Here is a 14,448-nt window from a genome sequence, read left to right as displayed (position 1 = left end):
TGAATTGCGGTTATTTTGCATTCAGATGTGAGCAATTCCTTTTGCTAGGGATTAGCGCCTCAATTGCTCTCATCAAAACGTTAAATATTGCGTGCCATTAACATATCCACTCAGGGGTCAATATGTTTGGACTAACTGCGCTGGAACTTGCCCGTATACAATTTGCTTTTACGGTCTCGTTTCATATTATTTTTCCAGCCATTACTATTGGGCTAGCAAGTTACCTTGCGGTGCTACAAGGTCTATGGCTTAAAACTCGTGACGAGGACTATATAAAACTGTTCCACTTTTGGTCGAAAGTTTTTGCGGTTAATTTCGGAATGGGCGTTGTTTCTGGATTGGTGATGGCATACCAATTTGGTACCAACTGGAGTTTCTTTTCAGATTTTGCGGGTGGAATTACCGGCCCATTGCTCACGTATGAGGTATTAACCGCGTTCTTTCTTGAAGCCGGTTTCCTTGGTGTCATGCTGTTTGGCATGAACCGAGTGGGTGAAAAACTGCACTTTTTTGCCACCTGCATGGTTGCATTAGGTACCATCATTTCCACTTTCTGGATTTTGGCATCTAACAGTTTTATGCAAACACCGCAAGGTTTCGAAATCATCGATGGGCGTATTGTTCCTGTTGATTGGCTTGCGGTTATTTTCAACCCATCGTTTCCATACCGTTTATTGCACATGACCACGGCTGCTTTCCTTGCTGCGGCATTCTTTATTGGTGCTTCTGCGGCATGGCATTTACTCAAAGGCAATAAATCCAGTGCCATGAAAAAAATGTTTTCCATGTCCCTGTGGTTGATTTTAGTGTTAGCCCCTGTTCAAGCTTTAATCGGTGATGCTCACGGCCTAAACACACTTAAACATCAACCGGTTAAAGTGGCCGCAATGGAAGGTCACTGGGAAAACAAACCCGGTGAAGCCACCCCTCTAATTTTATTTGGTATTCCAAACCAAGAGAAGGAAAAAACCGAATATGCCATTGAGATCCCTTATCTGGCGAGTCTGATTTTAACGCACAGCATTGATAAACAAGTGCCTGCATTAAAAGAATACGCGCCAGAAGACAGGCCGAACGTGTTTATGGTGTTCTGGTCGTTCCGTGTAATGGTCGGGTTGGGCTTATTAATGATAGCGGCGGGAGTTTGGGGTTTATGGCTGCGTTATCGTAAAAATCTGTATGAATCCAAAACCTTCCTGCGCTTTATGTTCGTCATGGCACCCTCTGGTTTGATTGCCATTTTAGCCGGTTGGTTTACAACAGAAATAGGCCGTCAGCCATGGGTTGTTTATGGGCTACAACGAACCTCTGATGCGGTCAGTGCACATGGTGAAATACACATGAGCATCAGTTTAATCGCCTTCTTTGTGGTTTACGGTGGGGTTTTCGGTATCGGCTACATGTACATGATGAAATTAATTCGTAAAGGTATCGCGGAGGACGCAGCTCATGGGCATTGATTTACCTCTCATTTGGTTTGTCATCATCGTATTTAGTATGTTGATGTATATTGTTATGGATGGGTTCGATTTAGGCATTGGGATCCTTTACCCTGCGCTAAAAGATAGCCAAGACCGTGATCTGATGATGAATAGCGTTGCCCCTGTGTGGGATGGCAATGAAACTTGGTTAGTTTTAGGTGGAGCCGCTTTATTTGGTGCCTTTCCTCTCGCTTATGCGATTGTCCTTGATGCCTTGTCAATTCCGTTAACTTTCATGTTATTGGCCTTGATTTTCCGTGGTGTCGCCTTTGAGTTTCGCTTTAGAGCAGACGAATCACACCGCCGCCATTGGGATCACGCCTTTATTTGGGGTTCAATTTTTGCCACCTTTGTTCAAGGTGTGGTAGTTGGTGCCTTTATCCAAGGCTTCCATGTGGAAAACCGTGTTTACATGGGGGGTTACTTCGATTGGTTCGCGCCTTTCCCACTATTTTGCGGATTTGGCCTCGTGGTCGCTTATGCACTACTAGCTTGTGGCTGGTTAATCATGAAAACTGAAGGCCACTTACGTAGCACAATGTATCGCGTTCTAAAACCATTAACATTACTGATGTTAGCGGTCATTGCGGTAATCAGCTTCTGGACCCCAATGTTAAATGAGGCAATCTTTGAGCGTTGGTTCTCACTGCCGAACCTGTTCTTCTTTTTACCTGTTCCGTTACTGGTATTAGCCTGTACTTGGTTGATCCTAAAAAACGCTAAGCGCCAACAACATGACAGCGTGCCATTCTTAGCGGCTTTAATGTTAATTTTCCTTGGGTTTACTGGTCTAGGTATCAGCATCTGGCCAACGCTCATTCCACCTGCAATAAGTTTCCGTGATGCCGCAGGCCCATCCGAAAGTTTAGGCTTTATGTTAGTGGGTGCGTTATTCATTATTCCTGTTATTTTGGTTTATACCTATTGGAGTTACTATGTCTTCAGAGGAAAAATTACCCCAGAACAAGGCTACCACTGATAACGTGGCAGCCTCCCCTTGGTGGAAAAAACTCGGTTGGATGGCCATTATCTGGTTCGGAAGTGTACTTGCTTTATTTGCATTTTCGTCAGTGTTTAAATTGATGATGACCGCCGCTGGAATGAAAGTGAAGTAATCAACTTACTGAATGCCGCATAAATTTTTACGCGGCATTTTTAGACTTTTCAGGAAAGGCACTGTCGGGTGTGATGAATTTGACCGCCGCAAAAAAGACGCCTCGGCTAATTTATCCAAATCATTATACTTCCCATTATACACTTCAACCATATTATCGATATCTACCATGGTAATTTTATTTTCACCCAGTATTTCACTATTTTTTGTTTCAAGATAGCTTCCAATATTACTCCAATTTAAATCTTGAGCTAAATATTTACCTTTGCTATTCCAGTCAGCTATTTTTGTTTTTAAGAGGTCGTTATAGTCTTCTTTTTTACATACAATATTTGCCCATGGATCAATATTATAATCTTGCCCATTGATAGCAATTTGACAAAAAATATGATCAAAACGTTTATTTTTCACATCTATTAACCGGACAAAATTTGGATTAAGACCAGCATGACATGATAAAACATAACAAATTTCCGCTAATTCACCGCAATTCCCCGTTTTAGATTGAATGGCTGCGAGTAAAAAAGCTTTTTTATCTTTAATGGCTCTATTTTTGCTTAACTGTTCTAAACAATTTTGATGTTGTTGAACAGTACGATTTAACCTGATTTTATTTGCTGATTTATTAGGACTTCCCTTAAAATAAGAACGTGTTTGCAACAGGCAATCATCCGCTTTTTTTAATAATGTGATGTGTTTCTTATCGCTATCAGCCTTATATAATGAGTTTAATGAAGGTAGTGATGATAAATTTTTAATATTAACAATATGTGATTCAATTCTCGTCTCATTTCTGGGTGATAATTGTGAAAAACAGATATCCTGTGTTCTTTGTTTATTTATTCTCATGACGATTGTCTCTTATAATAGTGAATAACTGATACGCAGCATAAATCTATCACGCCTATTTGTATTTAAAGAAACGACACAAGACACTGCGATATATTTACCATAAGAACCGCTGATAGCACTAAACTCGCTCAAGTTCGTAGCCATCATTTATCAGCTGCAATCAGTGTTTCCCTCTTGCAACCTTTTAATTTATTCATGATAATGATAATAATTACCAAATAATAAAATTATCATTAACACATAGGAGAACGTCCGTGGCTACTGAACAGACAGTTGAAAAGAATATCTATCGCCCGGCTCCACCACAACTTATTCAAGTTAAATCGATTACCGATATCAGCCCATCTATTCGTAGTATTACTTTCACCGGTGAAAGACTCAATACATACCCAACAGATTGTGAAGGTGGGCACCTGAAAATATTTTTAGCCCCTGATTTAATCAGCCAGCCCGCACTCCCTATCCTAAGTAAAGAAGGCCGTAGCTGGCCAGAAGACAAACCTCGCCCATTTGTTCGTACCTATACCGTCAGAGCCATCCGTCCAGAAGTTAGCGAGATAGATATTGAATTTGCTATGCATGATGGCGCAACTGGCCCTGCATATCTATTTGCTCGGGATGCAAAACCAGGAAATTGGATGGGAATTACCAATCCAGGTGGCCCAGACCCATTATTACCTGCCAGACAACATTACTTCATGGCTGGTGATTCAAGTTCCCTACCCGCTATCGCCGCATTATTAGAAAAAATGCCAGCGAATGCCCAAGGCAAAGTTGTACTACGATTAGATAACCCAAAAGACGTAAGAGAACTAAAAAAACCTGAACAAGTTGAGGTGATTTGGGTTTGTGGTGATATCACCAAAACCGCTGAATTAATTAGCACATTTAAGTCTTGGGACATCCCAAGCAGCGACTGCGCTTTCTGGATTGCGGGTGAAGACCAAATTATTCGTGATTTGCGTCGTTATATTCGTCGTGAAAAAGGTTTTGGTCGTGATGATATCTATGCGATCCCTTACTGGCGATATGGCTATGATGAGGAAGGTTACCATCATGAGCGCCATGCTGTAATGGATAATCCTGACGATTAACTTCACTTCAAATATTTAGTTCGCTTATTGGTTTATAAATTCTAATAAGCGAACTCATTTCCTGATCTTGCCTGTCTTCATCAAGTTGTTAACCATTATATTCCTCAACAATAAACTCCCTAAAATACTTTTCATATCCATAAATGTTATGTTATAACATAATAGTTTTTATGGTCGTTATATTCACTACAAAAATAGGAAAACCACTGTGTACAAAATGGCAATTTTAAAAACTAGTCTTTATATTGCATTAGCTCTCACTAGCTATACTGCTGCTGCTCATGGCTCACATAGTCACTCCCATCCACAATCAGAGAAAGCGCTACAAGCTTCAAAAGGGATTTTTGAAGATACTGACGTCAAAGATAGATCTCTTAGTGACTGGCAAGGCATCTGGGAATCTGTTAATCCATTGCTATTAAATGGAAAACTTGATGAGGTTCTAGAAAGTAAAGCGAAGAAAAATAAAGACAAAACTGTTGAAGAGTATCGTGAATATTATAAAAAAGGTTATGCCACTGATGTTGACAGTATTGGTATTGAAAACGATGTTATTGAGTTTACTCAAAATGGTACTGTAAGTAGCTGTAAATATGACTACGCCGGTTACAAAATTCTTCATTATACTTCAGGAAAAAAAGGCGTTCGTTACTTATTTGAATGCAAAGATGCAAACTCAAAAGCGCCTAAATTTATCCAGTTTAGTGACCATATTATTGAACCACAAGCCTCGGGGCATTTCCACCTATACATGGGAAATGAATCTCAGGAAAAATTATTAAGTCAGCTAGAAAATTGGCCAACTTATTACCCATATACCCTCACAGATGAGCAAATCGTACATGAGATGCTCTATCACTAATCGGCTTCCTATATAGGAGTCTAACCTATGCCCCGTGGGTAAATCGCGGGGCATATAGTTAATAGCAATGCTAATTAGTGGTTATAAGCCAATAATGCCTTATGGCATAATTGTGATCTCACACAATCCTCTATAGTAAAATTCACCATTGAAACCATTTCATCACTACTAAAACGTTGTAATGCATCAGCTAACCCTGAAGACACACCTTCTGGTAAATCACACTGGGTCACATCACCATTGACTATCACCGTCACATTTTCACCAAGCCGAGTTAAAAACATTTTCATTTGAGTGACTGTGACATTCTGAGCCTCATCTAATATCACGACGGCATTTTCAAATGTTCGGCCTCGCATATAAGCAAATGGGGCTATTTCCACTTTAGCAATTTCGGGACGCAAACAATATTGCAAAAAAGATGCGCCGAGCCTTTTCACCAAGACGTCATAGACTGGGCGAAAGTAAGGCGCAAACTTTTCTGACATATCCCCCGGTAAAAAACCGAGATCTTCCTCCGCTTGAAGAACGGGCCTTGTCACAATGATCTTATTGATATCTTTATGAATTAACGCATCAGCCGCAAGTGCAGTACTGATGTAAGTTTTACCACATCCCGCTTCGCCATTCGCAAAAATTAATTGCTTATGTTTAATGGAATTAATATAGAGTTTTTGAGCTTCATTTCTGGGCAATATAGGGGATTCATCACGCCGTTCTTTTGCCATACCGATAGCTTCAATGCCAGTAAATTCAGCAAATGATGCGACGTTATTGATATCAAAACGACCTGAGCGATCTTTGCGTGATGAACGTTTCATTTCACGGCGTGCCTTTGTTGCAGCTTTCTGTCTACTCATAGTATTAACCCTTCCAGGTATCAGTGATGTCAATTCAAATGACGGACTATTCAAAACAGAGGCGAGCTCCCTTCAAGCTCAAAGTTAATATCAAATATCTATTATGTGGCTGTAACTCCATGCCATAACTCGGCTAATAAAAAAACCGGTTACCAATCTCACCATGGAAATCTCATGATGGAGTGGTAACCGGCTTTGTATTCTCGTGTACAAACACTTATTTCCCATTAGTTTCTCCTGTAACAGCGATACTTTTAAACTAATGAATCTATGTGACAGTAATATGACGAACTGCAATATTTTTTGTGCCCCAATGAGTCCATGTTTTTATTGCAGTTTTCACTGCTTTAAATATAGCGTCATTTTTTTTGATAAAGCAACATTTTTCTAACAAAATTTTGGGCGTTTATTAAAATTTTTCGTTATCACACATAAAAACAAAAAAAGTAAAACCACAATAATCAGTTAGTTAACTATTGTGGTTTGAAAGGATAATTAGCGTATTTTACAATTTCCCGCTAACTCAAAACCTGCGGCTTTAGCCGATTGTTCGTCAGTGAAAATGACGGCATTTTTATCAGCGATGGTATTGAAGCTAGCGCAATGTGAAAAATGATATTTTTTAGAATTACGATTACCTTTAATTTCAACCGCATCTGATACAATAGATTTATCTTCTATTACTTGAGGCTGATTTAAGGGTGAGACTGGTGAAATATTAACTCCCTCTGCGCTATTTTTATGATTTAAATTCCATTTTTTCTCCCCTGTCACAAATGGGTTATGATGCCCCATTACCTTAGCGATTCGATTATCTCGCTTGATTTCCCAAGAGGTTGGAGGATATTTATTATCCCAAGCCATCAATAACTGTTGTTGTTGACGTGACATAGACAAGTTATAGCGGTCATGCATATAAAAATATACTCGAGCTACCTGCCCTTTGGCTTCATCTCTTGGCTCAAAGACTTTTTGTTTAAAATCAACTCGGCTACGGCACATTCCGTATGGATACGGTGTATTAGTGGATAATTGCCCAAAACTAAAATTGCTTCTATCACCATTCACTTCACCAATAGAAGGCGCTAAATTATGCATATCTGCTTCCATTCGGCCAAAAATAGGGTCACTAGACACACAGTTTTTCCGCCCCCCTTTTTGCCAGCATTGCCTTTGATGACCAAACACCCATGCTGGAACAATATGCTCCCATTCAATACGCTCAGCTCGGTTCTGTTGTTTACGCACTTGGTAGCCACAAGAGGCTAAGTCAACCTTTCCCCCGCTTTTTCCTACCCATTCCCACTGGCAACCACAATATATTGTTCCCTCTCCTTGATGATTTTGATCTGCATAAACCTGCGTTTTACTTAGCACTTTAGCTTCTGTAAACGAATTTGGTGCGGAAAATGAAAAAGCAGAGAAAAGAAATAATAGAATCGAAAAAATGAATTGATAATATTTGGACAAGCTAAATTGTTTCAAAATAACACCACTAATAAGAATATATGCGAAGAATTAATATAAATGCATTAGTTTTTCCTCTAACACATTAATGCATAAGAAGAAATATCACATATTCTAATCAAATAGTAGCATAAATGATATCAGCGATGACCCAATTTTATGGTTCACCATCCATATCGGAATTTATGCAGCTTTAATAGGATATCTAAGTCTTATTAGTAAAAAGTAAAGTATGACTTACTCACATAACGAGAATGCCAGTAAGCCACACCATTAAAAATTACACGCTTGGTCTTTTGCGATATAACCATAAACCAGGTAAAGAAATACCAATAGACAAGGCTCCAACAATGAAAGAGGCTTTTAAAAAATTAGTCACTAAAATCTCAACTAATTCAGGGTTATAGCCAAATTGCGATATTTTCACGACTGAAATCATTGCAATATAGGCACTAATACCTGGGAACATCGGGATCACGGCAGCAACAGTAAACACTTTAGGATGAGCTAACCACCAACGCGACCACTGAATACCGATAATACCGATTAAAATTGCAGCAAGAAAACTTGCCCACTCAATTTGCAATCCTAATGTCATCAGTATCATTCTAAAGCCATAGCCAATAGCACCCAATAAGGCACAATATTTCAATGCCCTTACAGGCACATTAAATACCATAGCAAACCCTGCTGCCGGTATAGCGGCTAATAGCATTTTCTCACATAAAGAGAATAGAAATTCTATGCCCATTCTTTTAAACCCCAGATTGTCATTGCTAACACAACCCCAATACAGGTAGCCAAAGTGAGAAGGCTCGCCATTGTCCAACGCGCTAATCCTGTATTAACATGCCCTTTAAACATATCAGCGACTGCATTAATTAATGGAAAGCCGGGAACTAAAAGCAATACACTGGCAGCCATCGAAATTGTTTCAGTCACAGCCAAATACGGTATTTTCAATAATAAACCTGAGACCGTGGTAGCAACAAAGGCAGTAATACAAAAATTAATTAACGGATTCATTTGATGGGAAGTTAACACTTGCCGCACATACATTGCACAACCGCTGGCTAAAAATGTAATTAACGCACTCTCCCATCCACCGCCATTCAACCTACTAAAACAAGCACAAGATAGTGCCACCATCAGCACCATTAACCATCGAGGATAACGCAACGGTTTAATTGATAATAATTTCTTTTTTAATTGTTTTCGGTCTAACAAATGATGTTCGACTAGGATGACTGCATGTTGAACTTCAGTAACAACATGCATATTTATACCGCGGTCAATAATGCGTCGTGTTGACGTTAAGCAGCGACCATCAATTATAGTGGTTAAAACTAATGAATTAGATGAAATAGCACTATCGACTTGGCTTGCTCCAAGTGCAATACCCAAACGGGTCGTCAATTGTTCAACGAGCATACTTTCAGCGCCATGTTGCAATAACAATAAACCACACTCAATACATAGCCGAGTTACCTCACGTTGCTGATTAACAGGATCATCTTGGTCTGTTTTTTGCTCATTTAATACATGCTCTGTCATCTTGCCCCCAACATTGTGACAACCATTCAGATATCTACCTAAACATGTTAATCTTTATAAATATCATAAAGACAAATATCAGCTTAAATGATGATCTCTTTCAGGTAAATCTGTGATTGAGGTAACGTGATTTAAACTATTTCGTAAAATTTGTTATGTTATTTTCTTATTGAAGACAAATTGTAGGATTAACCATTCATGAATAGCCCTCTAAAAGCTAAAACCCCAAAAGGCCAACGTCGGCATCAGGCGTTGATCACTGCAGCAACTGAAATTTTTCTGCAATATGGGTTTGAAGGCGCAACTCTGGATATGATTATTGAACGTGCAGGGGGCTCTCGCTCAACCTTATATAAAAATTTTGGTGATAAAGAAGGGTTATTTGCTGCGGTTATTGCATCAATGATTGATGATATTTTTCAAGAGCCCGACGAAAAAACACCACCACTGGATACGATTGAGTCCATACTTTCTTTTTATGGTTCTCGATTTTTATTGAATGTGCTTAAGCCTGAATCCATTGGGTTATACCGGTTAATTTTAGGTGAATACAACCGTTTCCCAGAAATAACTCACGCATTTTTTGAGCAAGGTCCAGTAAAAAGCTATCGTCTGTTGACACAAAAATTGGCTTTGCTTCCTGACGTTAAAGTGGATGAAAAAACATTGTTAAGCATTTCTTCACGCTACCTAGAAATGCTAAAAGCGGATGTGTTTATCACCACTTTCTGTATTGCTGATTTCAAGCCCAGCGATGAATTTATTCAACAGCAAATTGCTATGTCTGTCGATATCATCGCCAGTTATATCCGTAAAATCAGTAAAACCACAGCCGACTAAGCTAGAACTGATTGGGCTTGTTCTTTGGCTGCCATGGAATTATTTGCGATTAAAACTTGAGGGCCGTACAACGCAGACAGCATGGGTGCCATTCGTTCCATTTCTTCTTGATCTCGCCCGTCAGGTTGTAGGGTAACAACCAGAGCACGACAATGTTGCTCCATCGCTTCTTTTGCATCTTTTAACCAACGACGTATATATTTCATGCTTTCCATATCTTCTAAGGATGGTTTTTCTTTTTTAACCACCGGAGGATATATCAATACAAACTCATTTCTTCTTGCCAATAGCATATCCATTTCCTCTAACCATAAACGGGTTTCATCCATCGTTGAAGGAAATACATTCATCTCACAGATTGGCCAGCTTTCTGTTTTTATCATCTTTTTGTTCATCATAATCATCTCTTTTGTCATCATTACTCAAAGTGTACTCAAATGTACACTTTTACATTGCACACAGTCAAGAATGATTATCATTTGTGTTTTGCAAATTATGCTATTACCCCGAGTTACTAACAGGAATACTCTCAATATGCAGTAAAAATTTATCAATTAAAAACATTCACGTGTTCGAGTGATGCGTTTTTGAATATGGGATGTTATTCTGACGATATTATGAATTTTAAAAGCGAAAATATGATGAAAAAAACTCTTCCAATTGCATTTAGCCTTTTAATGGCTTTCACTGCATTTAATGCAAATGCAGGTGCTACCTGTGATACTTATTTCAAAGAAATGAACGACCTTGTTAAGCAAGCTGAAGAACAATATAAAGATGAAGCCAATGCAGGTGAACAAATTGCATTAATGAAGTCACAATTAGAGGAAGCGAAAAAAGCCCTTGCTAGCTACCCTGATGATGCACAAGAGCAAGCTTGTAGCCAAGCACTTAAAGCAATTGAGCAAGCCAAAGAAGCGGTTAAAACCCCCTAGATTTGTTCGCTTTTAATAGACAAAAAATAGCCTGCTAAGCAGGCTATTTTATTTTATCGAACCACAAGAACCGAAATCTTAGCATAGGAAACAATCCCAGAAGCATTTGAACCTAATAAATGCGTTGAAATACTTGGATTGCGTGAGCCGATAACAATAAGATCAGCATCAATAGCTTCAGCTTCTGATAAAACTTTGTCTCTTGGTGAACCAAACTCAACCTTATAAGAGATTTTGTCTGACGGATAATCAATTTTTTCAATAATTTCTTTTAACTGTTCTTCTGAACGTTCAAGTGCTTTTTTAGCAAATGAGGACAATAAATCATAATGATAACTGTAGCTCATTGAAAATCTTGAAACATCCGGAACTGAGTGAAATAAGTGAATTTTCGCATCTGAAATTTTTGCTAAATAAATAGCATGTTTTAATGCATTATCTGTTAGTACATCTTCAGATATATCCACAGGAACCAAAATTGTTTTATACATATGATGCCCCTTATTAGTTATGTTTACATTTTTATTCAAGCTGTATTGTTGTGTATTTTTACAACTTGGTTATTAGGCGTAGCGGGTGAATATTGTCCTTTTACTCTTCTAAGTATAGTCTTACTACACTAAAAAAAGCTGTGAAGCCCCTTACTATTACAACAAAAATTATTCTTCTAAATGCCATTTATGCAAAACGCGATGAATAAAAGGAGTTACGATTAATCCAATACTGATAATAAAAACGCTTTGTAAAAATAGACCATAAATAGCAATAAAGAAACGACCTCCTCGTGTAATAGGAGCCGGCTCAATAGCTTGTCCACTCAACATAGACAACGCATTAAGCATTGACTCAACAACTGAGTGACCTTCAATAAAATAAAAACCAACTATACCGGGTAATAAGCCAAGAAAAAAAATCAAAAGTGCGAGTAAATAAAAACGCAAAACTCTCAGAACAAAGTGTTCAACACGCAGTAATTCTTGCGAAAACTTTTCCATATTGACTCAAACTCACCTTGTTATAAGTAAGATCAATTAACTTGAATACTAAAATTAATTAAATTGGCAATATACATAATCAAATAACAAAGAACCCACCCGATAAGCAGGTTCTTCTCTAATTATTAACGTACAACCAGTACTGATGTTTCCGCGTAGCGCACTATTCCCGCGGCTGTTGACCCTAAAAGATGAGTTGTAATATTTGGACGACGAGAACCAATAACAATAATATCTGCATTAATGTCTTTTGCTGTATTAATCACTTCATCTCGCGGGGAACCAAACGTTATAGTATAACTAACATCATCATGAGGTAAGTCAATTGAATCCATTAACATTTTCATGTCTTCTTCCGCTTTCACCGTCGCACGGTCTTTGATTTCCATGTAACCTAAGGCGTACGCATTAATAATTGCTGAAGAAATGGGTAAAACATGAATAAGATGAATTTTAGCACCGGATTGCTTTGCAAGATTAACCGCGTGACGGACTGCTTTACTGGTTAATTCATCTTCTGTTAAGTCGATAGGGACCAGAATCGTTTTATACATAACCCCTCCTAAAATAGTTAAAATGAAGTTCTACAACAAAATTATAAACAATTACTAATAAATGTCTCTTATCCACAAAGATAAATGAGATCTCTAACTACAAATAAAAACAAGCTATTCCCTTAGCCATGGCGTTACAGTTAAACCAACTAACATACCTTCAGGACTTAATAACCTTGTGACTGTTTGCCCCCAAGGTTCCATTCGGTTATTAACTAATAAGACATAACCTTCTTTAAGGCAAATTTTTGTAATTTTTTCAATGTCTGAAACCTCAAACTCCATCCAGCTTTGCGGGGTAGGTATGTTTTTAGGCCATTCACCTTGACCAAAACACGATTGAGCGGCTTGCTCTATAGGCCAAAGTGCAAAATGTTTGACACCTTCTAGCCCTTCTTGCTCACAAGTTAAATATTGGCTCCCTTCTTCAATTGGTTTTAAAGGTAGCTTTAACAACTCAAGATAAAAAGAGTGACTTTTTTTATAATCTGTAACTATTGGTCCAAATCCTGCAACAAACAATACATCAGAGCTATCTTGTAAATGTATCATCTCGCGTTCCTATAAAGTAATGAGATACTAAAAATTTACTGTTTAATAAAATAGATAATGACTTTTAACATAGAAGATAATTAATCACTGATTGTATTCGCTGTAGATATCATCTTTTCAACCATTCTTTGAGCCTTCAAGCCCTCTTCGCCACTGACCAACGGTTGAGTTTGATTTGAAACAGAATCAATAAAATGGCGAATTGCACCATCAAAGCCGCGTTGAACTAAAATCGAATCCCAATTAGCCGGTTTTCTCTCGCTAATCCCAATGGCATTTTCGTTCCACCAATGGTTCATATTGGTTATTTGGTGAATACTGTCTTCAGCCACCACAATAAGTTGCTCTTGTTGGCTTCCTGCTTTGCGATGCATCGATGTTGTTAGCCAACTTTGGCCAGCTTGCATATGGTGCTCTGCATAAAATAGCTCACCAGCATTTGTGTTATGAATACTACCACTGATTAATTCTACATTTTTTTGCGCTATCCACATTACAGTATCAACAATATGCAAATAATCATCTAATAACGTAAATCTAGCGTCATTCGGCCCTACGCTGTTCATACGGTGCTTATCCATACGAATAGACGTGATATTTTTAATATCCTGTTTAACTGCCAAATAAAATGGCGAGAAGCGGCGGTTAAACCCAACCATTAACATTTTCTGGCGTCGCGCTGCAAACTCAATTAATTGCTCGGATTGTTCAGTTAATTCAGTCAATGGCTTATCAACATAGATATGGACGTTTGCCTCTAATAGCCGCTTGATTACTTCAAAATGGCTTTTCGTCGCACTATGAACAAAAATAGCATCACATTGCTGTGCTAGTGCGTCAATATTGCTAAACAGGAGGATTCGATAACTATCACAAACTAATTTTGCCTTTGATTGATTAGGAGAAAAAGCGCCAACTAACTCCCAATTTTCTTCTTTCGTTAAAACCGGTAAATACGCTTTTTGTGCAATAGAACCTAAGCCAACTACACCTAACTTTAATTTTCGCATCGTAAACACGCCTATTAATGATTAATCTGAGCAAGAATAATCTCATTAATATCAATTAAAAAATTTTTTTTGGGGTAATAACGTAATTTTAATTAGAAATAAATATACAACATTTTGTTTTTTATAAATAAAAAACAAAATCAAGTGAAGAATGAGAATGAGTAACTACATAAAAAAAAGGGTTGATTTCTTAAATGAGAATGGTTATCTTTTACCTCGTGAATACTTGAGTAAATCACTCAGGTTTATCACAAACGACATTGCTCACATTGCTTCCA

At 38.1% G+C, this 14,448-nt stretch carries 18 protein-coding genes; 7 read left to right on the top strand and 11 right to left on the bottom strand.

Annotation, left to right across the window (positions count from 1 at the left end; genetic code table 11):
- The first annotated feature begins 122 nt into the window (after positions 1-122).
- From PSE83_RS01890 to PSE83_RS01880, 3 genes are read left to right on the top strand one after another with little or no spacing between them, the layout of a single operon-like run.
- Positions 123-1,460: a cytochrome ubiquinol oxidase subunit I gene (locus tag PSE83_RS01890; RefSeq protein ID WP_164565325.1), complete on the top strand. Its 1,338-nt coding sequence runs from the start codon at positions 123-125 to the stop codon at positions 1,458-1,460.
- Positions 1,450-2,460 (top strand): cytochrome d ubiquinol oxidase subunit II, encoded by a 1,011-nt coding sequence (gene cydB / locus PSE83_RS01885; protein ID WP_004264011.1) that lies wholly within the window; start codon positions 1,450-1,452, stop codon positions 2,458-2,460. Before PSE83_RS01890 ends, cydB begins: the two co-directional genes overlap by 11 nt.
- Complete coding sequence (locus tag PSE83_RS01880; RefSeq protein WP_050763788.1) at positions 2,417-2,596, top strand: DUF2474 domain-containing protein; 180 nt, start codon at positions 2,417-2,419, stop codon at positions 2,594-2,596. Before cydB ends, PSE83_RS01880 begins: the two co-directional genes overlap by 44 nt.
- 5 nt (positions 2,597-2,601) lie before the next feature.
- Here PSE83_RS01880 and PSE83_RS01875 read toward each other — a convergent pair whose 3' ends face one another.
- Positions 2,602-3,444, bottom strand: a complete 843-nt coding sequence (locus PSE83_RS01875) for a hypothetical protein (protein ID WP_004264007.1) — start codon at positions 3,442-3,444, stop codon at positions 2,602-2,604.
- A 257-nt stretch (positions 3,445-3,701) separates the two neighbouring features.
- Between PSE83_RS01875 and PSE83_RS01870 the strand changes: the two genes are divergently transcribed.
- A complete protein-coding gene (locus PSE83_RS01870) occupies positions 3,702-4,541 on the top strand; it encodes a siderophore-interacting protein (protein ID WP_096863987.1) in 840 nt (279 codons plus the stop codon).
- Positions 4,542-4,758: 217 nt separating this feature from the next.
- Positions 4,759-5,403 carry a metal-binding protein ZinT gene (gene zinT / locus PSE83_RS01865; protein ID WP_004264004.1) on the top strand — a complete coding sequence of 215 codons (645 nt, stop codon included), beginning with the start codon at positions 4,759-4,761 and terminating at the stop codon, positions 5,401-5,403.
- 74 nt (positions 5,404-5,477) lie between these two features.
- On the opposite strand, the gene phoH is transcribed toward zinT, so the two are convergent.
- The 4 genes from phoH to PSE83_RS01845 form a co-directional block, all read right to left on the bottom strand.
- Positions 5,478-6,263 carry a phosphate starvation-inducible protein PhoH gene (gene phoH / locus PSE83_RS01860; protein ID WP_094962486.1) on the bottom strand — a complete coding sequence of 262 codons (786 nt, stop codon included), beginning with the start codon at positions 6,261-6,263 and terminating at the stop codon, positions 5,478-5,480.
- A gap of 495 nt (positions 6,264-6,758) precedes the next feature.
- A complete protein-coding gene (locus PSE83_RS01855) occupies positions 6,759-7,712 on the bottom strand; it encodes an endonuclease (protein ID WP_226616991.1) in 954 nt (317 codons plus the stop codon).
- A 298-nt stretch (positions 7,713-8,010) separates the two neighbouring features.
- The gene (locus PSE83_RS01850; protein ID WP_004263995.1) at positions 8,011-8,481 is read right to left on the bottom strand and encodes a threonine/serine exporter; all 471 of its coding nucleotides are present in this window, start codon (positions 8,479-8,481) and stop codon (positions 8,011-8,013) included.
- Complete coding sequence (locus PSE83_RS01845; protein ID WP_004263992.1) at positions 8,472-9,284, bottom strand: threonine/serine ThrE exporter family protein; 813 nt, start codon at positions 9,282-9,284, stop codon at positions 8,472-8,474. Before PSE83_RS01845 ends, PSE83_RS01850 begins: the two co-directional genes overlap by 10 nt.
- Before the next feature lie 198 nt (positions 9,285-9,482).
- Here PSE83_RS01845 and PSE83_RS01840 point away from each other — a divergent pair, with 198 nt between their 5' ends.
- Positions 9,483-10,124, top strand: a complete 642-nt coding sequence (locus PSE83_RS01840) for a TetR/AcrR family transcriptional regulator (protein ID WP_004263990.1) — start codon at positions 9,483-9,485, stop codon at positions 10,122-10,124.
- On the opposite strand, the gene PSE83_RS01835 is transcribed toward PSE83_RS01840, so the two are convergent.
- Entirely contained in the window at positions 10,121-10,522 is a 402-nt protein-coding gene (locus tag PSE83_RS01835; RefSeq protein WP_050763787.1) for a hypothetical protein, read from the bottom strand. The genes PSE83_RS01840 and PSE83_RS01835 overlap by 4 nt on opposite strands.
- A 243-nt stretch (positions 10,523-10,765) precedes the next feature.
- On the opposite strand from PSE83_RS01835, the gene PSE83_RS01830 reads away from it, so the two are divergent.
- The gene (locus PSE83_RS01830; protein ID WP_036958707.1) at positions 10,766-11,059 is read left to right on the top strand and encodes a DUF5339 family protein; all 294 of its coding nucleotides are present in this window, start codon (positions 10,766-10,768) and stop codon (positions 11,057-11,059) included.
- Positions 11,060-11,112: 53 nt separating this feature from the next.
- Here the strand turns inward: PSE83_RS01830 and PSE83_RS01825 are convergent, their stop codons facing one another.
- The 5 genes from PSE83_RS01825 to PSE83_RS01805 all read right to left on the bottom strand — a co-directional run bounded on the left by PSE83_RS01825 (position 11,113) and on the right by PSE83_RS01805 (position 14,170).
- Positions 11,113-11,550 carry a universal stress protein gene (locus tag PSE83_RS01825; RefSeq protein ID WP_004263984.1) on the bottom strand — a complete coding sequence of 146 codons (438 nt, stop codon included), beginning with the start codon at positions 11,548-11,550 and terminating at the stop codon, positions 11,113-11,115.
- Between the two features lie 168 nt (positions 11,551-11,718).
- A complete protein-coding gene (locus tag PSE83_RS01820; protein ID WP_004263981.1) occupies positions 11,719-12,054 on the bottom strand; it encodes a hypothetical protein in 336 nt (111 codons plus the stop codon).
- Between the two features lie 125 nt (positions 12,055-12,179).
- On the bottom strand, positions 12,180-12,608 hold the full coding sequence (locus tag PSE83_RS01815) for a universal stress protein (protein WP_004263978.1): 429 nt from the start codon (positions 12,606-12,608) through the stop codon (positions 12,180-12,182).
- 114 nt (positions 12,609-12,722) lie between these two features.
- Positions 12,723-13,160 carry a hypothetical protein gene (locus PSE83_RS01810; RefSeq protein ID WP_004263976.1) on the bottom strand — a complete coding sequence of 146 codons (438 nt, stop codon included), beginning with the start codon at positions 13,158-13,160 and terminating at the stop codon, positions 12,723-12,725.
- A gap of 80 nt (positions 13,161-13,240) precedes the next feature.
- Complete coding sequence (locus PSE83_RS01805; protein ID WP_004263974.1) at positions 13,241-14,170, bottom strand: Gfo/Idh/MocA family protein; 930 nt, start codon at positions 14,168-14,170, stop codon at positions 13,241-13,243.
- Positions 14,171-14,448: the final 278 nt, after the last annotated feature.

The sequence above is a fragment of the Providencia sp. PROV150 genome (assembly GCF_028481025.1).
Classification (GTDB): domain Bacteria; phylum Pseudomonadota; class Gammaproteobacteria; order Enterobacterales; family Enterobacteriaceae; genus Providencia; species Providencia hangzhouensis.
The sequence above is the reverse complement of the archived record's forward strand: the minus strand, read 5'-3'. Positions and strand labels throughout refer to the sequence as shown.

Coding starts and splice junctions, on each gene's coding strand:
- PSE83_RS01890 (WP_164565325.1), top strand. CDS start 123: ATGTTTGGACTAACTGCGCTGGAACTTGCCCGTATACAATTTGCTTTT.
- cydB (WP_004264011.1), top strand. CDS start 1,450: ATGGGCATTGATTTACCTCTCATTTGGTTTGTCATCATCGTATTTAGT.
- PSE83_RS01880 (WP_050763788.1), top strand. CDS start 2,417: ATGTCTTCAGAGGAAAAATTACCCCAGAACAAGGCTACCACTGATAAC.
- PSE83_RS01875 (WP_004264007.1), bottom strand. CDS start 3,444: ATGAGAATAAATAAACAAAGAACACAGGATATCTGTTTTTCACAATTA.
- zinT (WP_004264004.1), top strand. CDS start 4,759: ATGGCAATTTTAAAAACTAGTCTTTATATTGCATTAGCTCTCACTAGC.
- phoH (WP_094962486.1), bottom strand. CDS start 6,263: ATGAGTAGACAGAAAGCTGCAACAAAGGCACGCCGTGAAATGAAACGT.
- PSE83_RS01850 (WP_004263995.1), bottom strand. CDS start 8,481: ATGGGCATAGAATTTCTATTCTCTTTATGTGAGAAAATGCTATTAGCC.
- PSE83_RS01845 (WP_004263992.1), bottom strand. CDS start 9,284: ATGACAGAGCATGTATTAAATGAGCAAAAAACAGACCAAGATGATCCT.
- PSE83_RS01840 (WP_004263990.1), top strand. CDS start 9,483: ATGAATAGCCCTCTAAAAGCTAAAACCCCAAAAGGCCAACGTCGGCAT.
- PSE83_RS01835 (WP_050763787.1), bottom strand. CDS start 10,522: ATGATGAACAAAAAGATGATAAAAACAGAAAGCTGGCCAATCTGTGAG.
- PSE83_RS01830 (WP_036958707.1), top strand. CDS start 10,766: ATGAAAAAAACTCTTCCAATTGCATTTAGCCTTTTAATGGCTTTCACT.
- PSE83_RS01825 (WP_004263984.1), bottom strand. CDS start 11,550: ATGTATAAAACAATTTTGGTTCCTGTGGATATATCTGAAGATGTACTA.
- PSE83_RS01820 (WP_004263981.1), bottom strand. CDS start 12,054: ATGGAAAAGTTTTCGCAAGAATTACTGCGTGTTGAACACTTTGTTCTG.
- PSE83_RS01815 (WP_004263978.1), bottom strand. CDS start 12,608: ATGTATAAAACGATTCTGGTCCCTATCGACTTAACAGAAGATGAATTA.
- PSE83_RS01810 (WP_004263976.1), bottom strand. CDS start 13,160: ATGATACATTTACAAGATAGCTCTGATGTATTGTTTGTTGCAGGATTT.
- PSE83_RS01805 (WP_004263974.1), bottom strand. CDS start 14,170: ATGCGAAAATTAAAGTTAGGTGTAGTTGGCTTAGGTTCTATTGCACAA.